This is a genomic window from Pandoraea sp. B-6 (assembly GCF_000282835.1).
GTDB classification, from domain to species: domain Bacteria; phylum Pseudomonadota; class Gammaproteobacteria; order Burkholderiales; family Burkholderiaceae; genus Pandoraea; species Pandoraea cepalis.
The window spans coordinates 1-20138 of record NZ_KB290500.1; the positions used below are offsets into that span (position 1 = coordinate 1).

22 protein-coding genes are annotated in these 20138 nt (G+C 63.3%); 7 read left to right on the forward strand and 15 right to left on the reverse strand.

Features of this window, described 5'->3' with window-relative positions; all coding sequences use genetic code 11:
• Positions 1 to 149: 149 nt before the first annotated feature.
• Positions 150 to 521, reverse strand: a complete 372-nt coding sequence (locus A985_RS0105460; protein ID WP_017232391.1) for a single-stranded DNA-binding protein — start codon at positions 519 to 521, stop codon at positions 150 to 152.
• Positions 522 to 711: 190 nt separating this feature from the next.
• On the opposite strand from A985_RS0105460, the gene A985_RS28085 reads away from it, so the two are divergent.
• The gene (locus tag A985_RS28085) at positions 712 to 879 is read left to right on the forward strand and encodes a hypothetical protein (RefSeq protein WP_017232392.1); all 168 of its coding nucleotides are present in this window, start codon (positions 712 to 714) and stop codon (positions 877 to 879) included.
• A gap of 45 nt (positions 880 to 924) precedes the next feature.
• On the opposite strand, the gene A985_RS0105470 is transcribed toward A985_RS28085, so the two are convergent.
• The 4 genes from A985_RS0105470 to A985_RS29770 form a co-directional block, all read right to left on the reverse strand.
• A complete protein-coding gene (locus tag A985_RS0105470) occupies positions 925 to 1254 on the reverse strand; it encodes a BrnA antitoxin family protein (RefSeq protein ID WP_017232393.1) in 330 nt (109 codons plus the stop codon).
• A gap of 10 nt (positions 1255 to 1264) precedes the next feature.
• On the reverse strand, positions 1265 to 1531 hold the full coding sequence (locus A985_RS0105475) for a BrnT family toxin (protein WP_017232394.1): 267 nt from the start codon (positions 1529 to 1531) through the stop codon (positions 1265 to 1267).
• A gap of 180 nt (positions 1532 to 1711) precedes the next feature.
• Positions 1712 to 2044, reverse strand: a complete 333-nt coding sequence (locus A985_RS26930; protein WP_369751551.1) for a cysteine hydrolase family protein — start codon at positions 2042 to 2044, stop codon at positions 1712 to 1714.
• Entirely contained in the window at positions 1971 to 2204 is a 234-nt protein-coding gene (locus tag A985_RS29770; RefSeq protein ID WP_353744109.1) for a hypothetical protein, read from the reverse strand. The genes A985_RS26930 and A985_RS29770 overlap by 74 nt, the downstream gene beginning before the upstream one ends.
• On the opposite strand from A985_RS29770, the gene A985_RS28980 reads away from it, so the two are divergent.
• Positions 2133 to 2297 carry a hypothetical protein gene (locus A985_RS28980; protein WP_017232396.1) on the forward strand — a complete coding sequence of 55 codons (165 nt, stop codon included), beginning with the start codon at positions 2133 to 2135 and terminating at the stop codon, positions 2295 to 2297. The genes A985_RS29770 and A985_RS28980 overlap by 72 nt on opposite strands.
• A 40-nt stretch (positions 2298 to 2337) precedes the next feature.
• Here A985_RS28980 and A985_RS0105485 read toward each other — a convergent pair whose 3' ends face one another.
• Together A985_RS0105485 and A985_RS0105490 are read right to left on the reverse strand one after the other, a co-directional pair.
• Positions 2338 to 3150 carry an IclR family transcriptional regulator gene (locus A985_RS0105485; protein ID WP_017232397.1) on the reverse strand — a complete coding sequence of 271 codons (813 nt, stop codon included), beginning with the start codon at positions 3148 to 3150 and terminating at the stop codon, positions 2338 to 2340.
• Between the two features lie 174 nt (positions 3151 to 3324).
• On the reverse strand, positions 3325 to 3891 hold the full coding sequence (locus A985_RS0105490) for a VOC family protein (RefSeq protein ID WP_017232398.1): 567 nt from the start codon (positions 3889 to 3891) through the stop codon (positions 3325 to 3327).
• A gap of 145 nt (positions 3892 to 4036) precedes the next feature.
• On the opposite strand from A985_RS0105490, the gene A985_RS0105495 reads away from it, so the two are divergent.
• The 3 genes from A985_RS0105495 (at position 4037) to A985_RS0105505 (ending at position 7879) form a co-directional block, all read left to right on the forward strand.
• The gene (locus A985_RS0105495; RefSeq protein ID WP_017232399.1) at positions 4037 to 4888 is read left to right on the forward strand and encodes a fumarylacetoacetate hydrolase family protein; all 852 of its coding nucleotides are present in this window, start codon (positions 4037 to 4039) and stop codon (positions 4886 to 4888) included.
• Positions 4889 to 4944: 56 nt separating this feature from the next.
• Complete coding sequence (locus A985_RS0105500) at positions 4945 to 6468, forward strand: bifunctional 3-(3-hydroxy-phenyl)propionate/3-hydroxycinnamic acid hydroxylase (protein ID WP_017232400.1); 1524 nt, start codon at positions 4945 to 4947, stop codon at positions 6466 to 6468.
• A 64-nt stretch (positions 6469 to 6532) separates the two neighbouring features.
• Positions 6533 to 7879 carry an MFS transporter gene (locus tag A985_RS0105505; protein ID WP_017232401.1) on the forward strand — a complete coding sequence of 449 codons (1347 nt, stop codon included), beginning with the start codon at positions 6533 to 6535 and terminating at the stop codon, positions 7877 to 7879.
• Between the two features lie 69 nt (positions 7880 to 7948).
• On the opposite strand, the gene A985_RS0105510 is transcribed toward A985_RS0105505, so the two are convergent.
• The 4 genes from A985_RS0105510 to A985_RS0105525 form a co-directional block, all read right to left on the reverse strand.
• Positions 7949 to 8821 carry an oxaloacetate decarboxylase gene (locus A985_RS0105510; RefSeq protein ID WP_017232402.1) on the reverse strand — a complete coding sequence of 291 codons (873 nt, stop codon included), beginning with the start codon at positions 8819 to 8821 and terminating at the stop codon, positions 7949 to 7951.
• 95 nt (positions 8822 to 8916) lie between these two features.
• On the reverse strand, positions 8917 to 10314 hold the full coding sequence (locus tag A985_RS0105515) for an MFS transporter (RefSeq protein WP_017232403.1): 1398 nt from the start codon (positions 10312 to 10314) through the stop codon (positions 8917 to 8919).
• A gap of 57 nt (positions 10315 to 10371) precedes the next feature.
• Positions 10372 to 11076, reverse strand: a complete 705-nt coding sequence (locus A985_RS0105520; protein WP_017232404.1) for a GntR family transcriptional regulator — start codon at positions 11074 to 11076, stop codon at positions 10372 to 10374.
• 197 nt (positions 11077 to 11273) lie between these two features.
• Positions 11274 to 11894 carry a flavin reductase family protein gene (locus A985_RS0105525; RefSeq protein ID WP_017232405.1) on the reverse strand — a complete coding sequence of 207 codons (621 nt, stop codon included), beginning with the start codon at positions 11892 to 11894 and terminating at the stop codon, positions 11274 to 11276.
• A 294-nt stretch (positions 11895 to 12188) separates the two neighbouring features.
• Between A985_RS0105525 and A985_RS0105530 the strand changes: the two genes are divergently transcribed.
• Together A985_RS0105530 and A985_RS0105535 are read left to right on the forward strand one after the other, a co-directional pair.
• Positions 12189 to 12842: a DsbA family oxidoreductase gene (locus tag A985_RS0105530; protein WP_026131677.1), complete on the forward strand. Its 654-nt coding sequence runs from the start codon at positions 12189 to 12191 to the stop codon at positions 12840 to 12842.
• 6 nt (positions 12843 to 12848) lie between these two features.
• Entirely contained in the window at positions 12849 to 14255 is a 1407-nt protein-coding gene (locus tag A985_RS0105535) for an MFS transporter (RefSeq protein WP_017232407.1), read from the forward strand.
• Between the two features lie 51 nt (positions 14256 to 14306).
• On the opposite strand, the gene A985_RS0105540 is transcribed toward A985_RS0105535, so the two are convergent.
• The 4 genes from A985_RS0105540 to A985_RS26935 form a co-directional block, all read right to left on the reverse strand.
• Positions 14307 to 14804 carry an Rrf2 family transcriptional regulator gene (locus A985_RS0105540; RefSeq protein WP_017232408.1) on the reverse strand — a complete coding sequence of 166 codons (498 nt, stop codon included), beginning with the start codon at positions 14802 to 14804 and terminating at the stop codon, positions 14307 to 14309.
• Between the two features lie 149 nt (positions 14805 to 14953).
• On the reverse strand, positions 14954 to 15688 hold the full coding sequence (locus A985_RS0105545; RefSeq protein ID WP_017232409.1) for a transporter: 735 nt from the start codon (positions 15686 to 15688) through the stop codon (positions 14954 to 14956).
• 154 nt (positions 15689 to 15842) lie between these two features.
• Positions 15843 to 18596 carry a magnesium-translocating P-type ATPase gene (gene mgtA, locus A985_RS24355; protein WP_017232410.1) on the reverse strand — a complete coding sequence of 918 codons (2754 nt, stop codon included), beginning with the start codon at positions 18594 to 18596 and terminating at the stop codon, positions 15843 to 15845.
• A gap of 308 nt (positions 18597 to 18904) precedes the next feature.
• On the reverse strand, positions 18905 to 19261 hold the full coding sequence (locus A985_RS26935) for a hypothetical protein (RefSeq protein WP_157211361.1): 357 nt from the start codon (positions 19259 to 19261) through the stop codon (positions 18905 to 18907).
• Positions 19262 to 20138: the final 877 nt, after the last annotated feature.

A 20138-nucleotide genomic window follows, 5' to 3' on the forward strand; every position in this document is an offset into this window, starting at 1 on the left:
GGGGGTTACAGGCGCTTCGCTTGTAACCCCTTTCTCGTTTCCGGCGTCATGGAACCACCTTGCCGGCGGATTGCGTCAAGGAGACGCTGGCGCAACCGGCGCTACGCGCTGGCATACCACCTCACAACGCCCCGTCCCCCGCATCTCCTTTAGCGATCGTCGTCCTCGACATGGTCGCCGCTCGCCGGCGCAGACTCTCGTTGGACGGCTTGTCGCTTGCACTTGACGTGGTAGGCCGTCAGCACTGCATGCGCCACCATGTCCAGCGCGGGGCGCGTCTCGCCGTTCTTGTCAGTCCATACCTTCGGCGTGAGCGCACCAGACAGCGAAACAGAATCCCCATCATCCAGCGCTAGCAGTGCGGCCCGCGCATCATCGGCAAAGGCAATTACGTTCACGAACAGCGCCTCGCCGTCGCCCCCGGCCGCGAGAACCTTCGCAGTGGCATATGCCGTGCCGCCTTGCCCTTTGCGCTCAGCGGGCGTTCCGTAGACCTTCCCACCAATCAGACCATCAATCATCTTTCACCTCGTTATCACGCGCGACTGCCGCCCACGCTTCATTTGAACCCTCGAACGTCGAACCATACCCGTTCCACACGCCGGCGTGTTGGATACCCGTGAAGCAGCGCCTGAAACACCGGACAAAATCGCCCACTTGAACCAACGGGTCGACATAGTACGTAGACGAACGAGATTCTCCAGGAGGCAGTTGAATGCAGCCGTGCAGAAGGTGGTGAGCCGCGACGCGAAGCTTACCGGGATGGAAAATCGCGTCGCGTTTGCGTTGCGCACGCTATCCGAAATCAAGCGGTTGAGCGACAAGGGTTCAGGCGATACGGCCAACGAGACACGCAGGTTCGCCATGCGATGGATTTAGCAATTCTAGTGTGACGCTGCGCCCGGAATTTCGGGGCAAACGCCATCAAGGACAGCACGCCGGCAACATGTGATGTGACTTGGCATACTCCCGCAAAGCGTCATTCATTCGCGTCTGCCACCCGTCGCCCGACGCCTTGAACGCCTCCACCACATCACGATCAGCGCGCATGTTCAGCGTCACTTTACGTTGACCTTCCGGCAACGCCGGGCGTCCGCGACGCTTCAACACAGCATCCGCGCGCCCTTTCCCCAACACCTCGGTCAGCACTTCGCGCGCCGGACGCATCTGCCCCAACTGCTGGTCGGTCAACGGTGGGTTATCGGGATCCGTCTCGGCGGCACGCGTGATGGCCGCATCCTCGGCGTCGGTCATTGGGGGGGGTCTACGTTTCGTCATACTTTCGTACCTCGCGTCGGTTGGCTTTGCGAAGGCTGATCACTCGAATCGATTCGTCTCGCACTGTCAACACCATCACATGGAGTCTGTCCCCGAGCGGGCCAAGCGCAACAAACCGCGTTTCGTTGTAGTTGGCGCGCGCGTCGATCTCAAGCAACGCAGCCTCCAAGTCGAAAAACTCGGCAAGCGCCAGCGACAGTCCATGTTTTCTACAGTTTGCCTCGTCTTTCGCTGGATCGAACTCGATTTGCATTGATTTATTGTATGGGCATTAATTTACATACGTCAACGATTTTTTGTATGGACGGAAATCCACGACAAGACACCCGTTGACGAGCCGAACCCATCATCGCAGCAACACCGAATTCGAAATCTCAGCAAACTCCGAATCTACAACCGCCACCCGCAGGAACTCCGACAACTTCAGATCTCCCTAGTCGTATCCGCTCCCGCTATTGCTGCGCAAACCGCCCCACGAGCGTTCTCCCTGTTGCAGGCTCGGGGAGCGACAACATTCGGAGAATATCGAGACCTTGTAATCGTGCATCATCGCATCGCGGGCAGTCGATTCGCAGCCGACGTTCGTCACCGTGCCAGTCACGATCACGGTGTCGATGCCGCGCGCGGCAAGGCGTTGATGCAGGTCGGACGAGCCTTGGATAAAAGCGCTGAACCGCGTCTTGTCGACCATCTCATCCGCATCGCGAACGTCGAGCGGCGGATACAACGCGTGTCCGGGATGTCCGTCGACCAAGGTCTCGCCCAGACTCGCCCCCCCATCCCGCGCCGAATTCGTCGAAGCGCTGCCACGGCGCTTCGCCTGGCACGACCTGCGTGTGACGAATCCAATACACATGACCACCCGCCTCACGCAGCGCGCTCGCGAGCCGATTCACATTCGGCACGATCTCGCGCGCCATCGGCAATTCGCCGGGAAAGCCTGGGGCGACAAAGCCGTTCTGCAGGTCGATGATGTTAAGCGCGGCGCCGACAAGATCGCATCCCTGGCGTGGGGATGATTTTCTCAGGCATCGCTCGGCCATGAGCGGCGAAGTCCGACTATGCGGATCGTCTCGGACGCGCCCCACGCTGCGATGAGGCCACGGCGCCGGTCTGACGGCTCTCGATGACATCCCGCGTGCGCTGTGAAATCCGCGACGCGGCCTCCTTGATCGATTCAACGAGCCGGTCGAGATTGGCGAACTGCAGACGCGGCGTCGGCACGATCACCGCGAGCGCGCCGACCGCCTCCCCTGAGTCGTCGGTAAACAGCGGCGACGCCAGCGCCGAAATCCCGACTTCGAGTTCGTCTTTCGAGAGATAAAAGCCCGCGCGCCGAATCCTGAGCAGCGATCCGCGGAAGTCCTCGAGCGTCGTACCGAGTCCGCTCTGCGCGATGTCCTCGGCATATTGCTCGAACAACCCCGCGAGCTTGGCCTTGGGGAAGGTCGACAGGATCGCCTTCGACGCGGCACCGAGAAAAAGCGGACGTGGACGCCCGCGGCCGTATCGGAGGTCAAGCGATGCGTCGTGCGTCTCTCGATGGGTGTCGACAAGCTCGTTCCCGTACCACCGAGACATCACGGTGTCGAAGCCCGAATGCTCGCTCAGCTCGCGCATGATCGGCCGGCCGACGGCAAGCAGCGGATCGGACACGCGCAAGTGATAGTCGAGCTTGATGATGCGAGGCCCAAGCCCATAGTCCCCTCCCGCAAACCGCACGAGCAAGCCCGCGTCGACCAGCTCTCGCACATAGCGGTAAGCCGTCGGAATCGAGCAATCGAGTTCGGCGCCAACGTCTTCGGCGGACAGGAATAGCTTGTCCTCGGAAAAAAGATCGAGGATGGATAAGACTCTCGTGATGCTCGACATCTGGACAGTGAACCCTGTGGACGTGCGTGAATTATAGCCAGAGCGAGCGGCCGCCTGGTCGGCCCATTTGCACATGCAAAGCGCGCGCGAGGGTCGGACACTCCCCGCAGCATCACGCGAAGCCCGACCCCGATTCAAGCGACGACGCATTGCCCCCTGCTTTTCGTCACCCGATCACACAAGCCCCATGCGTTCCGCCATCTCCGCCTGCCAGACGCTTCGAGGCCGGAAACCAGGCAGGGTGCGCGCATGGCGCTCGACATCCGCCATCAGTTCGGCGTCCGGCCGGTCAAAGTCGACCGGCACACGCATCGGCTGGGCAACGTACCACGGCGTATCGATGAACAGTTCCAGCCGGTTGCCCTCCGGATCTCGTGCATAGATCGACACCGCATTACCGTGGGTCACGGGGCGGATCTCGTCGAGCCCCTCCGCCACAAACTTTTGGTGGAACTGCCTGAGCGTCGCAAGACTGTCCGCCTCCAGCGAAATCTGGTTGATCGGATTGAACGCCAGATGCGCCGGGCGCCCACTCGCAAGCACGATCTGGTGGTGTACCGCCGGATCGCGACTCAGAAATACCAAGCGCACTTCGCCACTCGGCGTCTGCAACTTGCCACGATCCGTCACGGTGAACTCCAACACCCGCGAATAGAAATCCTCGACCCGCGCCATGTCGTTCACATAGAACCCCATGTGGCTCAACGAGAGACCCTGCCGCTTCTGCTTCATCCCTTCCATGCCTGTCTCCGATAGTGATAAACCCTAACGAAAAACACGTTGTGTCATTCGTTAAATCTAGTTTATTCTCAAAATACGATAAACACACTACTTTTTTACGGCGGTGTGCGGATCAAAACTACCGTTATTTATCATCGGAGCATCAATGAAACTCGTCAGCTTCTCCACCTCTCAGGGTCCTTCGTTCGGCGTGGTTCGCGACGACGTCATCTTCGACCTGGGCAAGCGCCTTGATGGGCGCTTCGCGGACCTCAAGGCGCTGATTGCCGCCGACGCCTTCAGGGAAGCGGCTCAGGCCATCGAGGGCGCGCAGGCCGACTACGCGCTCGCAGACGTGGCGCTGCTGCCGGTCATCCCCAATCCTGAGCAGATCTTCTGCGTCGGCCTGAATTACGCCGAGCACGTCAAGGAAACGCATCGCGAAGTGACCGAACAGCCCGTGATTTTCATGCGGCTACCCGCCTCCCAGGTCGGCCACGCTCAGCCGATGCTGCGCCCGCCCGAGTCCCAGCAGTTCGACTACGAGGGCGAGATCGCGGTCATCATCGGCCGCGGCGGACGGCGCATCGCCGAAGCCGACGCCTGGCAGCACATCGCGGGCTACGCCTGCTACAACGACGGCTCCGTGCGTGACTGGCAGCGTCACACGACGCAGTGGGGGCCGGGCAAGAACTTCTATCGCACCGGCGCGTTCGGGCCGTGGATGGTCACGCGCGACGAGATCGCGCCAAACGCGCTGATGACGCTCGTCACCCGTCTGAATGGGCAGGAGGTGCAGCGGGCAACCACGGAGATGCTCATCCACGGTATCGCCAAGCAGATTGCCTATCTCTCGACGTTCACACCGCTTTTCGCCGGCGACGTGATCGTGACCGGCACGCCGGGCGGCGTGGGTGCAAAACGTAACCCGCCGCTGTTCATGAAGCCGGGCGACGTGGTCGAAGTGGAAGTGGATCGCATTGGCGTGCTGCGCAATTCGATTGCCGACGAAGCGTAAAGGTCGTGGCCGGGTGCGGCACGCCGCGCCCGGTGTCTGAACAGCGGGAAACGAACATGTCAAATCAAACTATTCCAACGCCTACATGCGACTACGATGTCGCGATCATCGGCCTCGGCCCCACCGGCGCCACATTGGGTAATCTGCTTGCGATCCAAGGGTTGCGGGTGCTGGTGCTGGAGCGCGACAAAGACATCTTTGCGCTGCCCCGCGCGGTGCATTTCGATGGCGAATGCATGCGCGTGTTCCAGACGATCGGGATTGCAGATGCGCTGCTCCCCAACCTGTTCGTCGGCCCGGGAATGAAGTTCGTGAACGCGCAAGGCCAATTGCTGATCGACTGGCCACGTCCGACCCACATTGGCCCGCACGGCTGGTGTGCCAGCTACAAATTCCACCAGCCCGATCTGGAGAATGCATTGCGCGAGCGCCTCGCGCAGCAACCCAACGTTGAAGTCCGTCTGCGTCATGAGGTGTTTTCCCTCGATGAGACAGCCGACGGCGTTCAAGTCCGCTTCGAGGACACGCGTTGCGGCAAACTGGGACGCGCCACCGCACGATATGTCGTCGGATGCGACGGCGCGCGCTCCATTGCGCGGCGCTTCATGGGCACCGAGCTGACGGATCTGAAATCGCACGAACGCTGGGTCGTGGTAGACGTGATGCTCAATGCGCCACGGCCTGAACTGGGCGACGTCTCGATTCAGTATTGCGATCCGGCGCGGCCGACCACTTATACGCGAGGCCCGGGCAACCGTCGTCGCTGGGAAATCATGGTGATGCCTGGCGACGATTCGACGCAACTCACGACCCCGGAATGGCTGTGGGACAAGCTCGCTCGCTGGATCTCGCCGGCCGATGCACGGCTCGAGCGCTCAGCCGTCTACACGTTTCACTCCGTCGTTGCCAACGGGTGGCGTCGTGGCCGGTTGCTGCTGGCGGGAGACGCCGCGCATCAAACGCCGCCCTTCATGGGCCAAGGCATGGCCGCCGGCATTCGTGACGCGTCGAATCTCGCATGGAAATTGGGGGCCGTGCTTCGCGGTGAAGCCTGCGACACGCTTCTCGATACCTATGAATCGGAACGCTCGCCGCACGTACGCGAATTCATCGAGACCGCCGTCCAGCTCGGCGCGGTCATTCAGACCACTCACCCTGACCTTGCGAACGCGCGCGACGACGAGATGGCCACAGCGATCCGCAATTTCGTCACGCCGCAACCAAAGCTCGGGCCGGGGGAGTGGGTGGACGACCCTTCGGGCACTGCGGGACAGATTGCCCCGCAGCCTCGCCTGAACGACGGACGGCGGCTTGACGACGTCGTCGGCTACCGATTCGCACTGGTTGCCTTACCGGAGTTGCTCAGCGAGTGCCCGGATCTGCCGGATCAGGCGGCCCGCGCGGATGTCGAACTGATCGCAAGCGACGAAGCCTCGATCCGCGAGTGGTTCCGGTCAACCGGCGCCGTCGCCCAATTGGTGCGCCCGGACCGCTACGTATTCGGTGTCGCGCCTGACAGGCATGCCCTGGCACAACTGTTTGAAGAGACACTGACTCATCGGCGCACGGCAAACGCCTGATCGGCCGCCATCGCGCACGCATACCCCTCGTTGGACAAAGAAGCCAACCCTTTCTGGAGACGTCATGGAGACAACCCGCAACCCTGTCGGCGAACTTGGCCACTCACCCTCCGCCGGCCTGACACGGTCCCAATGGAAGATGATCCTCATCGCGAGCCTGGGCGGCTCACTGGAGTTTTACGACTTCATTGTGTACGGCTTTTTTGCGCAGTACATCGCCGCGCAGTTCTTTCCGAACGCGTCGGCGCTGTTGAGCATGCTCGCCGCCTACTCCGTGCTGGCCATCGGCTATGTGATTCGACCGCTCGGCGGCATCGTGCTGAGTAGCTGGGGAGATCGTTATGGCCGCCGGCCGGTCTTTCTCGGCTCCATCGTTGTCGTGACCACCGCGACGATTTGCCTGGGTCTGCTGCCGAACTATGCGCACTGGGGGATCACCGCGTCGATCCTGCTGATCGTCCTGCGCATGCTTCAGGGGTTCTGTGTCGGCGGGGAAATGCCCGGCGCCATTACGTACGCCGTGGAAGCCGCGCCGCATCGCGCCGGCCTGGCTGCCGGCGTCATCATCTGCGCGGTGAACGTGGGCGTGTTGCTTGCGACCATCGTCAATCTCGTCATCCAGAGTTCCCTGTCGAGCGCGGATGCCGCGGCGTATGGCTGGCGCGTCGCCTTTTTGTTCGGCGGCCTGTGCGGCATCGTGTCGTACTGGATGCGACGCAACCTCGACGAGTCGCCGGAGTTCAAGAAGATGCAAGGGGCCGTCATCAAGCAACCGTTTCGCGAAACGCTTCGGCACCACGGTAAATCGGTCGCCGCTGCCGCGCTTACGATCGCGGTCATGGCCGGTGTCAATGGCATCCTGTACGGACACATGCCGGCTTACCTCGTGCAACAACTTCACTATGCGCCCCGGACGGCGGCGATCGCCCAGAACGCCTATCTGATCGTCAGTTCGTTTGGCCTGCTCGCCGCGGGCTGGCTTGGCGACAAGGTGCCGCGCCGGTATCTTCTGCGTGCGTCGGCGGCGTTGCTGGTGGTATTGAGTTACCCGTTCTATTACGCGCTGGTCGGCCACACCGTGAATCTGGTGACCCTGTTCATCCTCGCGGGAGTGGTCTTCTCGCTCGCCAGCGGTACGTGGGCGTCCGTGCTTGCCGATCAGTTCCCGGTGCAGGTGAGGTTCAGCGGCATCGCACTTTCGTATAACGCCTCCGTCCTCGTCTTCAGCGGTTTCGCGCCGTTGCTGGCAACCATGCTGATCCGCGAGACCGGCTCACTGGCCGCGCCGGCGTACTTCGTGATCGGCGCCTGCGCGATCGCGTTGCTCGCGAGCTTTGCCCTGCCCGCCAGCCGATCGACATCGCCACGCGCATTGCCGACGGACCGACGCGGCGCCGAACCATCGCGCTGAACCTGCACCGCCGCACCGCCACGAGTACGGCGAAAGTCACTGATTGTGACTTTCGCCGCCTGCACTCGCTCAGTCCGCGTGAGCGCGATCGAACGCCCACACTTCGGGGAAGCCCATCAACTCGCACATTTGCGAGAACGGATACAGGGCGTTATCCATGCTCATCGTGCCCTTGCCGGCCTTGATCTGCGCGTACGCGTGCTCAAGGGCGCGCGCGGCGGCCAGGAAGCCCGTCGCCGGATAGATCGCAATGGAGAACCCCAGCGACTGCAATTGCGCCGGCGACAACTGCGGTGTGCGTCCGCCCTCGACGATATTGCACAGCAACGGCACATCGAAGGACTTGCCGATCGTCTCCAGCTCCTCCACGCTCTCGGGCGACTCGATGAACAGGACATCTGCGCCCGCCTTCACATAGGCCTCGCCTCGGCGCAATGCCTCGTCCAATCCGAGCGATGTGCGGGCATCGGTACGCGCCACGATCTGGAAGTTCGCGTCGTCGCGCGTCTGCGCCGCGACCTGGATCTTCTTGACCATATCGCCGGCCGGAATCACGCGGCGACCCGGCGTGTGGCCGCACTTCTTCGGAAATTCCTGGTCTTCAAGCTGAATCCCTGCCGCCCCCGCCCGCTCGTAGCCACGCACTGTGTGCATGACATTGAGCAATCCACCGTAACCGGTGTCGCCATCGCAGATCAACGGCGTGCGGCTGTTGCCGCAGAACGCCGTCACACGATTGACCATGTCGGTATAGGTTGCCAGGCCGGCATCGGGCACGCCCAGATACGAGGCCACCGTACCGAAACCGGTCATGTAGAGGCAGTCGAACTGCATCGCGTCAGCCATGGCGACCGAGATCATGTCGTAAATCCCCGGCGCGACCACAATGTCTTGCCGAGCCAGTTTCGCTTTGAGTTGACTACGTTTTTCTTGGGCGTTCATCACAATTCCAATAAGTCGGTGAAGCAAGATTTCCGACGCGCGGGGCGCTCGACCCACGCGTCGTTTCGAATCCGGACGCCGTATTGCGCCAGACGTCAGCGTTGCGATTTCCCGGAGAATTCCGACTCACCGAGACCGGCCGTTCCAAGCCCGCCCGCGTTCGGTGCGATGTCCTCCAACGAGCGGCGGTTGGTCTCGATGCCGAACAGCGCAAGCACGATCGACATGGCCGCCAGCACGCACGCAATCGTCGTGAGAACCTGCTGGATGCCGCCGGACGCGTAGAGTGCGACGACCATCTGCGGCGCGAGAATCCCGGCGATCCGGCCGGCACAGCCCGCCACGCCATTGCCGCGCATGCGGTTCTCCGTCGCGAACAGTTCGGGACAATAGGTCGCGATACCCAGCGCCACCATCAGATAGGTCAGCGTGAACAGCAGGAAGCCGAGCGCGGTTGCCATCTCCACGCTGCTCGAGTGGCCATAGGCCCACCCCACCACCGCCGCGAGTGCCGACACCGCGATCATGCCGTTCTTGCGACCGATCCGGTCGGCCACGAGCACGCCCACCAGCGCGCCCGCCGGACCGCCGAGCGACATCAACGTGGTGTAGCCGAGCGACGACGCCATGCCGATCCCCTGCTTCATCAGGAACGTCGGCACCCAGACAATGAAACCGTAGATCACCACGTTGACACCGATCTGCACGCAGATCGCCACCACCGTTCGACGAATCTGCGAAGGTGTAAACAAGTCCAGCAGCGTGGTGGGTCGCGTGACGACCGGCGGCATCTGGCGCACCGGGGGCAATACGCCGCCGCGCGCCGACTCGGCTTCGGCCGCACGCAGGATCGCGTCGGCCTCGTCGAAACGTCCCTTCGATTCCAGCCAGCGCGGCGACTCGGGCATCTTGGCGCGCACGAACCACATGACCAAGGCGCCCACGCCCACGATCGCGAACATCGCGCGCCAGCCCATCGAGGGAATGATCAGATAACCGAGGAACGTCGAGAAGAACAACGCCGAATTCGTGATCAGCGACAGGTAGGCCGACCACTTGCCGCGCACCGCGGGCGGCACGAATTCACCGAGCGAGCCGTAGCCGACCACGATCTCGGCGCCAAGCCCAAGCCCCATGAAGAAGCGACAGACGATCAGCCACGTCATGTTGGGCGCGAATGCACCGGCGAGCGACGCCAGACCAAAGATCGCCAGGTTGAACTGATAGGTGAACTTGCGCCCCTTTCGGTCGCCCAGCACACCCGCCGTCAACGCACCGAGCAGCATGCCAACGAAGGTCGCCGACAGAAACGTGGCGTTGAGCTGCATCGTCGACCATCCGCTCTTGGCCAGGGCCCCCAGCACGCCGCCGGCCAGATAGATGTCGAAGGAATCGAGGAACATGCCGCCCCCGATCAGCCACAGGATCCGGCGATGGAACCCAGAAATGGGCAGCCGGTCCAGTCGGGGCCCCGCGTTTATCGAACTCAACATGCGCTGTCTCCTCCGTCGTTATCGACGTGATGTTTTCGGGTACTGCTATGGAACCGGCTAATCCCCTGCCAACGCGGGCGCGACGGTGTCGCCCGCCGGCGTGCGTGACGCACGGCCCAGCACCACGCTCTGCGCCGCCGCGATATGGCAGCGCACGATCGCCTCGGCCCAGACGCCGTTGCGCTGTGCGAACGCGTCGACAATTTCGAGGTGCTGTCGTGCGCTGCGCTCGCGGTCTTCGGGGTTGTAGGTGTCGAACGTCCACTTGACGAGTGGCGTCTCTTTCATCGATTTGAGCGAGCGGTCGAGGCGGCCGTTGCCAGCGCCGCCGCTGATGATCGCGTGGAAGGCATCGTTAAGCGCAAACCAGCGTTCGGTCAGCGCCGCCGTCGGCGGCTCGCGCGCGATGTCGAACATCGTCACGGCCAGTTCACGCAGCCGAGCGACATCGTCGTCGGTCGCCCGTTGCGCCGCACGCCCCGCCAGATACGGCTCGATCAGCAACCGAGCCTCGAAAATCTCGCGCGCGTCCTGCTCGGTCCACGCCCGCACACGTACGCCGTAGTTGGGCACCGCTTCGACCCAGCCCTCCGCATCAAGCCGGCGCAAGGCCTCGCGCACCGGCGTGCGGCTCACGCCGAAGCGCTCCGCCAGTTGGGTCTCACGCAGATACTGCCCCGCGGCGTACTCATGTTCGGCCAACGAGGTCTTGATGGCCAGGTAGACATCGGCCGAGGACAGGGTGAGCGGCGCAGACGACATTGTATGCAATGTTTAAATATTTATGAGATTGCCCCCTAACATCAGGCAAATTTTGTAAACATTGTATGCAATGTTGCGAATCGCTGGATCGGTAATTCCCCCTAGACAGGCCCACGGGGCGACAACGATGGCTTCGCTGCGCCCTTTTCAGGTTCCCGCGCCGCCGCGGACGCGGCGGCACGCGATGGCGACGCCGTTCAGGCCTTTGGGCGACGCAAATCGAACATCGGTCCGATCTCTGCATAGTCGCCGAGATAACCCGCGCGCATCACCGGATGCGCCTTCGCCGTATCGAAGATGCCGTCTTCGCGCAGATACTCGCGGCGGATGTGCACGCCGACGACCTGCCCCAGGGCGAGCCAGTTGTCCATCGGCTTGCCGTCGAGATTGTGCAGGCGCACGATCTGCAGCAACTTGCATTCGAGCGAGGCGGGCGACTCGGCCACATGCGGTACGTCCACATTGACGCCGGCGGCCTTCGTCAGTCCTGCCAGTTCGAACTCGTCGACGTCGTGCGGCACGGGGGCCGACGTTCGGTTCATCTGCGCGACGAGCGACTTGCTCGTGAAATTCCAGACGAACTCGCGCGTGGCTTCGATGTTGGCAATCGAGTCTTTGTAGCCCTCGCTGCAAAAGCCGACGATCGGCGGGAACGTCGCAAAAGCGCCGAAGAAGCTGTAGGGCGCGAGGTTGACCCGGCCGTGCGCATCGCTGCTGGAGATCCAGCCGATGACGCGCGGCGCGACAATCGCCTTGAACGGATCGTGGGACAGACCGTGACCCTTGGCCGGGTCATAGAAGTGAACGTCGTTGGACATGAGGCAGTGAAGATCCACGTGAATGAATGTCCCACACGATATCGCATTGCCACAGACCGCAGGTCAACAGCCAGCCAAAGATTCACCAGACGAAACAATCATTCCGACAGTCAAAACACTCCACGCTTCAGGCAACCGCCTCACCTACGCCCCGAATGCCGCATGAATAAAGGCTTGCGGCGCCGCCCGGGCGGTCTCCGGCGAGATTCACCGATTTATGCGACGATTGCCCGTGTTGCGTCGCGCAAGGCGACGCGTTTTTCATTGCGCGCGCCACCACCGCGCAAACAGACCATGCCCGCCACACTCAAGATCGATTTTGTCTCCGATGTCGCCTGTCCCTGGTGCGCCATCGGCCTCGCCTCATTGAAGACGGCCCTCGGCCGTCTGGGCGACGAGGTCGACGCCGACCTACATTTCAGCCCCTTCGAACTCAATCCCGACATGCCGGTCGACGGCGTTCCGCTCGCCGATTACATGTCGCGCAAGTACGGCCTGTCGCCGGAACAGTTGGCACAGAATCAGGCCAACATTGGCGCGCGGGCGGCGGCCGAAGGGTTCCCGATGCGCATGGACCTGCGCACGCACGCCTACAACACGTTCGACGCGCATCGTCTGCTGCACTGGGCACAGACCGTCGGCAACGACACGCAGCTCGCCCTGAAGGAAGCGCTGTTGCGCGCCTACTTCGTCGAGGGCAAGCGCACGAGCGACCCGGAAGTGCTCGTCGACGCCGCGCGGCAAGCCGGCCTCGACACGGCGCGTGCGCGCGAGATCCTCGCCTCCGACGAGTATGCGGAGCAGGTGCGCGCGCTTGAGCGCCACTACCAGAATCTCGGCATCCAGTCGGTGCCGGCGATCATCTTCAACAACCGGCATCTCGTGAGCGGCGGACAACCGCCGGAAGTGTTCGAACAGGCCATTCGTCAGATTCTGGCCGAGGGCTGATCCGTCATGTCGTCCCTGCCCCCGATCGCCGATACCGCGGCGGCCAGCGCCCCAGCGGCGGCGCACACGCACGAGCCGCCCGCCACCGGGCGCGGACTCGCCATGACGGCGATTCTGCTCGCTGTCTCGCTCGCCAGTCTCGACACCGCGATCGCCAACACGGCCCTGCCGCAGATGGCACTCGATCTGAAAACGACGCCGTCGGCATCGGTCTGGATCGTGAACGCGTACCAATTGGCGATGGTGGCGACCCTGCTTCCATTCGCTTCGCTCGGCGAGCGCGTCGGCCATAAACGCGTCTTCATGTCGGGCGTGGCGGTGTTTCTCGTGGCGTCGCTGCTGTGTGCCCTGTCGCCGACGCTCGGCTTTCTCGCAGGCGCTCGCGTCTTGCAGGGCGTGGGGGCTGCTGCGGTCATGAGCGTGAATATCGCGCTTATCCGGTTCCTGTATCCGGCGCATCAACTTGGGCGCGGTGTGGGCCTGAACGCGCTGATCGTCGGTATTTCGTTCGCCATCGGGCCAACGTTGGCGTCGCTCGTCCTCGCGTTCGGGAGCTGGCCGTGGCTGTTCCTGATCAACGTGCCGACGGCGTTGCTGGCGCTGGCGTTCTCGCGCCGCAACCTGCCTGACACACCGCGCAGCGCGCACAAGCCGGACATGATCGCCGCGTTGCTCAATGTGGCGACGTTTGCGCTGCTGATTTTCGCGCTGAGTCAGAGTGCACAACGGGCCGATTGGCGTCTGACGGTGACGTGCTTCGTGGGCGCGATTGTGTTTGGCTGGGCCCTGATTCGCCGTGAGCGTGGCCATCGCGCGCCGATGCTGCCGGTCGACTTGCTGCGTCTGCCCGCCTTTGCGCTCTCTACGCTCACGGCCATCTGTGCGTTTGCGACGCAGGGGCTGGGACTCGTGTCGTTACCGTTCTATTTCGAGAACGTGCTGCATCGCAGTCCTATCGAGACAGGCTTTCTGATGACGCCCTGGCCGTTTTTCGTGGCCGCGATTGCGCCCTTGGCGGGACGTCTGTCCGACCGTTATCCGCCCGGCGCGCTGGGCGCGATTGGCCTGGCAATGCTGAGCGCGGGCATGGGGTTGCTGGCGATCATGCCCGAACACGCGCAGCTGTGGGATATCGGCTGGCGGATGGCGTTGTGCGGTCTGGGGTTTGGTTTCTTCCAGTCGCCGAATCTGAAGGCGTTCATGCACAGCGCACCGCCGGAGCGCAGTGGCGGGGCAAGCGGCATGGTGGGAACGTCGCGACTGCTGGGGCAAGCGACGGGCGCTGCACTCGTGGCCCTGGCGTTGGGCATCGCAGGCGCCCAAGGTTCGTTGTGGGCGTTGGCGTGGGGTGCGGCGTTCTCGGCCGCAGGCTGTCTTGCGAGCGGCCTGCGCTTGGTGCGCAGTCGGGCTTGATCGCGCACAGGAGAAACACGCCAGGGAACCGACGTGTTCCCCCAAGGCGATTCAGGAGGACGATTCGGTGACGCGTCGTTTGACCTTGATGTCCGCCACCGGGATCACCGCGGCCACCGCATCCCCGAGCAAGCGACGCAACTCGGTGGGTTGGCCGACCAGATCGGCCAACGTGTAGCGGTCGAGCACCGCAAAATAGGTGCGCAACGCCTCGCCCAGCACGCCGCGCAGGTTGCACGCCGACGTGATGACACAGGCGTTATCGCCTTGGTGGAAGCACTCGACCATCGCGAAGTCGGGCTCCATCGCCCGCACCACTTCGCCAAGCCCGATGCGCTCCGGTGCGCGTCCCAGTCGAATCCCGCCCGAGCGCCCGCGCACCGTGTGCAAGTAGCCCAGTTGGCCGAGCTTCTGCACGATCTTCACGAGGTGGTTCTTGGGGATGTCGAACGCATCGGCCACGGCCTGCACGTGCACCAACTCGTCGGGGTGAACCGCGACGTAGATCAGAGTGCGCAAACTGTAATCGGTGTGGTCGGTGAGTCGCATTCGACGGGGAAGCGCTGCAGGAACGGGGCAGGCGGCACCGGGTGCCGCCTGCAACTATCGCGAACCAGTTTAACATGGCTTTCATAGGCATCTTATGCTGCGCCGAAGCCATGCGCCGCCGGTATGCCTCGACTCGCCAAGGGATCGCCTTACCAGCGCACGGTCATCCCGCCCATCCAGGAATAGTCATACGTCTGCGGATTGAGGCCGCGTCGATAGCCGACGTCCAGATCCAGCCACGACTTCGGGCTGTAGATCGCACCGAGAATCATGAACGCCGGGTGCGTCCGCCGCGTGAAGTCGGGGTTCTGCGAAGTGCCCACATCCAGAATAAGCTGCGTTGTCGGCAACACGCGATACAGCACCGCCCCGGAAACCTTCCACAATGACTGGCGATCGCCTTGGCGGTTCGGCTGATAAGCGGCCCCGGCGTTGAACAGAAACGTCCATTTGTCGATCTCGTATTGCGTGAGCAAGGTCGCCCCGGCGTTCACCCGACCGCTGCCAAGCCCGCGCTGGTCGTTGCCCGTCGGAAAGCTCAGGTACGGCTTGAGGCCGATGCTGAACGCCCCGTCGTCGTACATCCGCCACTTGGCGCCCGTCTCCACATCGCCGACACCATTGCCTGCGGCGTCCGAGCGGTTTTGAAGGTGCGTATAGGGCACGTCGACATACAGATCGAGCGTCTCTCCCACCCCTCGGGTGAGCGTGCTGTTCCAGAGCGTCTGGCGGCCGATTTCCGGCTGCTTGGACGTCACTTCGCCATTGGTCTCGAACTGCCAGTTGCCGTCGCCCTGTGTGCCGGTATCGTCGGACACCAGCGGATGGGCAGCGAAGGCGCTGAGCGGACAGAGCAGCGCCAGAGACATCAGTTGCTTCTTCATGAGTCGTTCTCTTGCTTACGGGTGCCGCCCCGGCGCGGCGAGCGGCGGGGCGGGCGTGTGTGATTGTCGGCTCCCCCCCCGCCGGGGGGGGGGGGGGGGGGAAATCAATGGCGGTAATGATTCGGCCGTCTCGGCTGACACGGCCGATACCCGATCAGAACCAGCGGCCAAAGCGGCGGATGTAGATCGTCTTCACCACTTGGGCGAGAGCGATGTAGCCGAGCATGGTCGCGGCGAGCCAGTAGAAGTACGTCCCCGGCAGGGCCACGAAGCCCAGCGCTTCGGCAAACGGCGAATACGGCAGCCAGCAGGCCAGCGCGATCGCCACCGTCGTCGACAGCATGATCGGCAGCGCCGGCGTGCTTTGCAGGAACGGGATCTTCTGCGTGCGCAGCAAGTGAACGACCAGCGTCTGCGACACCAGCCCTTCGACGAACCAGCCCGAGTTCATGATGACCTGCCCCGCATCGCCGCCATGCGCGTGATACAGCGCGCCCGCACCGAACACCGTCCACATCAGCGCATAGGTCGTGATATCGAACACCGACGAGGTCGGTCCGAGCCACAGCATGAAGCGCCGGATGTTGCCCGCGTCCCACTTGCGCGGCTTCTTGAGGAATTCCGGATCCATGCGATCCCATGGCAGGAACATTTGCGAGATGTCGTACACGAGGTTCTGCACGAGCAATTGCATCGCGAGCATCGGCTGCCACGGCAGGAATGCGCTCGCCACCAGCACCGAGAACACGTTGCCGAAGTTCGAGCTGGCCGTCATGTTCAGGTACTTGAGGATGTTGCCGAAGGTCTCGCGGCCCTTGATGACGCCCTCCTCCAGCACCATCAGGCTCTTTTCGAGCAGGATGATGTCTGCGGTTTCCTTGGCGATATCGGCACCGGTATCCACCGAGATGCCGACGTCGGCATCGCGCAGGGCGGGGGCGTCGTTGATGCCGTCGCCCAGGAAGCCCACCGTGTGACCGTTGGCCTGCAAGGCCTTGACCACGCGCGCCTTGTGCAGCGGCGCGAGCTTGGCGAACACAGTCGTGCGACCGACCGCCTCGCGCAGCGTGGCGTCGTCCATCGGTTCGATGTCCGTGCCGAGCAGCGGCGTGCCGGGTTCCAGGCCGACCTGACGGCACACGTTGATCGTGACGATCGGGTTGTCGCCGGTCAGCACCTTTACCGTCACGCCATGCTCGCGCAAGGCGGCGATGGCCGGGGCGGCCGAGTCCTTGGGCGGATCGAGGAAGGTCAGAAAGCCGCAGACCGTCAGTCCCGCTTCGTCGGACGTTTTGTACTGCGTCTTCGTCTCGCCTGCCGGGATGTCGCGCGTCGCCACGACGAGCACGCGGAACCCGTCGGCGTTGTATGCCTCGGCGCGCGCCAGCAGGATGGCACGAGCCGCATCGTCGAGCGCGCGCACGCCCTGGGGGGTCTGCACGTGCGTGGAGACGGACAGCATCTCCTCGACGGCGCCCTTGGTAATCATCAGGTGCTCGCCGTGCGCGTCGGCCACCACCACCGACAGGCGCCGGCGCACAAAGTCGAACGGCAATTCGTCGATCTTGGCGAAGTCGCGCGGTTGCACCGCCTCGCCGATCTCGTTGGCACGGCGGATGATCGCGACATCGATCAGGTTGCGCTGGCCACTCTGGTGATAGCTGTTGAGCCAGCCCAGACGCAACACGTCTTCGCGCTCGTCGCCCGCCACATCGAGATGTTGTTCGAGAATGATGCGGTCCTGCGTGAGCGTGCCAGTCTTGTCGGTGCACAGCACGTCCATGGCACCGAAGTTCTGCACCGAGTTCAGGCGCTTGACGACCACCTTGCGGCGCGACATCGCCATGGCGCCGCGCGCCAGGTTGGCGCTCACGATCATCGGCAGCATTTCCGGCGTCAGACCGACGGCCACGGCCAGCGCGAACGTCAGCGCGCTCACCCAGTCGCCCTTGGTCAGACCGTTGATCATGAAGACGACCGGCACCATCACCAGCATGAAGCGAATGAGCAGCCAGCTCACGCTGTTCACGCCGCGATCGAAGCTCGTCTCGACCCGCTTGTGACTCACGACGTTCGTTGCCAACGCGCCGAAATACGTGTCGCCCGCCGTGGCGACGACCACGCCGGTGGCCGTGCCGCTGACCACGTTTGTGCCCATGAAGCAGATATTGGACAGATCGAGCAGGTTCGCATTGCCCTGCCCGGCCGTCGTTTCGGCGGACTTTTGCGCGACGGCACCCAGCGTGTCGTACTTCTCGACGGGCAGCGCTTCGCCCGTGAGGACCGCCTGACTGATGAACAGGTCGCGCGATTCGATCAAACGCAGGTCGGCCGGGATCATATCGCCCGCCTGGAGCGTCACGATGTCGCCCACGACCAGCTCGCGCATGGCGACCTCGTGACGCTCCGGCTCGCCCGTCGCCGTCACACGGCGGCGAACGCTGGCCGTGGTGCGCACCATCGCCTTGAGTTTTTCGGCCGCGCGCAGCGACCGGAACTCGGAGAAAAAGCGCAACAGGCCGCTGATCGTCACCATCGTGAGCAGGATGGAGATGCCCATGTAGTCTTCATCGCCCGGATCGGCGAAGTAGACGTCGGTGAAATAGCTGACGGTGGCGAGCGCCAGCAAGACCATCACGAAGGGGTTCTTGAAGGCGCCGAACAATTGCACCGCCCAGTGCGGCGGCTTGTCGTGCGCGATTTCGTTAGGGCCGTAGCGAGTCTGACGCTGACCGACGTCGGCGAGCGTGAGCCCTTTCAGGTCGGTGTCCAGGGTGTGCAGGACGTCCGGTAGCGGCTCATTGGCGAGCCGGGCAACGACGTCGGGGCCGACGGGCGGCAGGTCTGAGGATGTCGAGCGTTCGACGAAGCCGCGCTGCTTGCGGCGCGAGTGAAGGTGCTTGTTCATGACGAATTCCTGGCGCGGCTTACGCGGGTATGGCGGCCGGCCGGTCTCGTCAGGCGCTACCGGAGGTCATGTCTCCGAAAAAAACGCGCGAACGTATCCAGCCGCGCCGCGCGGCGCGCGGTCGGTGATGGTGAAAAGATTTGTGGATCGCCCGTCGGAACCCCACGTGCCAAGCACAGGGTCCCGACGGGCCTCATTCGACTACTTCCATCTTCCATATTGGACTCCTTACATTTTTATTTTCGGTACACCGGCAGGCACTGGCGCTCTGTCTGGCAAGAAACACCGTTGCGACAGGGACGACGGAATCAGCCGTGTGTGGACCTGGCGCCAGCGCTCGCGTGTCGGGCGGCATCGTCGGACCAGTACACGCGGCGCACGCTGCGCTCGCCGGACAGGCGCATGACGAGCGAAGTGAGCGACGCGCGCGAAGCGGCCGGACAGTCGAGCGTGACGGTGGCCGAGGCTTCGTCGCGATCGCTCCAGCGGGTGATGCTGACGCGCGTGGCACGCAGGCCGAGGGCAGTGAGATCGATGAACATCTGCTTGCGCAATGCCCCAAGGGCATCGGCCAGGCAGACGATGGTCAGACGCGACACCGGGGTGGGGAGCGTCGGCGGGCGCTGGAAAGCCTGAAAAGTTTGCAACGTTTGAATAGCGCGCATGATTTCCTCGCATGGCTGCGAATCGTCCTTACCGCGCACGGCACGGACGGCCGGCCGGTGCGGGCGCGCCGTTGCGATGCCAAACGCATGCGCAAGACGACAACGCCCCTCACGGGCACGACAGTGAAATTTCTGCGGGAATTGCGCCGGAGCGGTCACGCTCAAGACGAGCGTTCGGTGGCGCTAGACACCGCATCCTGCATGAGGACGCGGCACAGGGAATGGCTGTGGATCCTCAGGCAATCAGTCGATCAAAGGTCGACTACTACTGGCATCGGAATTCACGGACAAACCCCTTAAGTGGAAGACAGGGCGGATGGTAACTGCTGCCAAATTGCAACGTCAAGCACAAATTGCTGCGCCGCACACCAGATGGGAACTTGCCCATACACGGTGGCGCCGCCGACGAAGTGAAGCGTGCGACGGATTCGCCACACGTGAGACATTTGGGCGAACTGTACGGCGAAATGCCGCTGCGCAGGCGGGGGCGCAGGTGGGTTTGCGGTGCAAATGTGCCGCCAGGCCGGCACGCGCGTCGTCGCTATCGCATCACGTTCGGTGGACCGCGTCCGCTCCCTGGGCGCTGAGGACGTGATCGACTACCGCCAGGGCGACGGACTTGCCGAGGCCATGCGCCTGCCCCGGGGCCGGGGGTCGATGCGGCGATCGATCGGGTGTCGGCTGACTCGGCCACGGCGCTGCTGCCTTTGCTCCGCCACAACGGCGAGATGGTATGCGTGGTCGGCCGTCCACAAGACAAACACATCCCCCGCAGGCCAAGGCCATTTCGCTGCATGACGTTGCACCGGGCTTCGCCTACCCGCAAGGAGACGCCGACAGCCTGGCGAAATCGCGCGCGTCGGGGAAACCCTTTACC

What these genes read in the sequence shown, in the direction of transcription:
- A985_RS0105460 (WP_017232391.1), bottom strand. Translation starts at nt 521, where the DNA reads ATGATTGATGGTCTGATTGGTGGGAAGGTCTACGGAACGCCCGCTGAG.
- A985_RS0105470 (WP_017232393.1), bottom strand. Translation starts at nt 1,254, where the DNA reads ATGACCGACGCCGAGGATGCGGCCATCACGCGTGCCGCCGAGACGGAT.
- A985_RS0105475 (WP_017232394.1), bottom strand. Translation starts at nt 1,531, where the DNA reads ATGCAAATCGAGTTCGATCCAGCGAAAGACGAGGCAAACTGTAGAAAA.
- A985_RS28980 (WP_017232396.1), top strand. Translation starts at nt 2,133, where the DNA reads ATGACCACCCGCCTCACGCAGCGCGCTCGCGAGCCGATTCACATTCGG.
- A985_RS0105485 (WP_017232397.1), bottom strand. Translation starts at nt 3,150, where the DNA reads ATGTCGAGCATCACGAGAGTCTTATCCATCCTCGATCTTTTTTCCGAG.
- A985_RS0105490 (WP_017232398.1), bottom strand. Translation starts at nt 3,891, where the DNA reads ATGGAAGGGATGAAGCAGAAGCGGCAGGGTCTCTCGTTGAGCCACATG.
- A985_RS0105495 (WP_017232399.1), top strand. Translation starts at nt 4,037, where the DNA reads ATGAAACTCGTCAGCTTCTCCACCTCTCAGGGTCCTTCGTTCGGCGTG.
- A985_RS0105500 (WP_017232400.1), top strand. Translation starts at nt 4,945, where the DNA reads ATGTCAAATCAAACTATTCCAACGCCTACATGCGACTACGATGTCGCG.
- A985_RS0105505 (WP_017232401.1), top strand. Translation starts at nt 6,533, where the DNA reads ATGGAGACAACCCGCAACCCTGTCGGCGAACTTGGCCACTCACCCTCC.
- A985_RS0105510 (WP_017232402.1), bottom strand. Translation starts at nt 8,821, where the DNA reads ATGAACGCCCAAGAAAAACGTAGTCAACTCAAAGCGAAACTGGCTCGG.
- A985_RS0105515 (WP_017232403.1), bottom strand. Translation starts at nt 10,314, where the DNA reads ATGTTGAGTTCGATAAACGCGGGGCCCCGACTGGACCGGCTGCCCATT.
- A985_RS0105520 (WP_017232404.1), bottom strand. Translation starts at nt 11,076, where the DNA reads ATGTCGTCTGCGCCGCTCACCCTGTCCTCGGCCGATGTCTACCTGGCC.
- A985_RS0105525 (WP_017232405.1), bottom strand. Translation starts at nt 11,894, where the DNA reads ATGTCCAACGACGTTCACTTCTATGACCCGGCCAAGGGTCACGGTCTG.
- A985_RS0105530 (WP_026131677.1), top strand. Translation starts at nt 12,189, where the DNA reads ATGCCCGCCACACTCAAGATCGATTTTGTCTCCGATGTCGCCTGTCCC.
- A985_RS0105535 (WP_017232407.1), top strand. Translation starts at nt 12,849, where the DNA reads ATGTCGTCCCTGCCCCCGATCGCCGATACCGCGGCGGCCAGCGCCCCA.
- A985_RS0105540 (WP_017232408.1), bottom strand. Translation starts at nt 14,804, where the DNA reads ATGCGACTCACCGACCACACCGATTACAGTTTGCGCACTCTGATCTAC.
- A985_RS0105545 (WP_017232409.1), bottom strand. Translation starts at nt 15,688, where the DNA reads ATGAAGAAGCAACTGATGTCTCTGGCGCTGCTCTGTCCGCTCAGCGCC.
- mgtA (WP_017232410.1), bottom strand. Translation starts at nt 18,596, where the DNA reads ATGAACAAGCACCTTCACTCGCGCCGCAAGCAGCGCGGCTTCGTCGAA.
- A985_RS26935 (WP_157211361.1), bottom strand. Translation starts at nt 19,261, where the DNA reads ATGCGCGCTATTCAAACGTTGCAAACTTTTCAGGCTTTCCAGCGCCCG.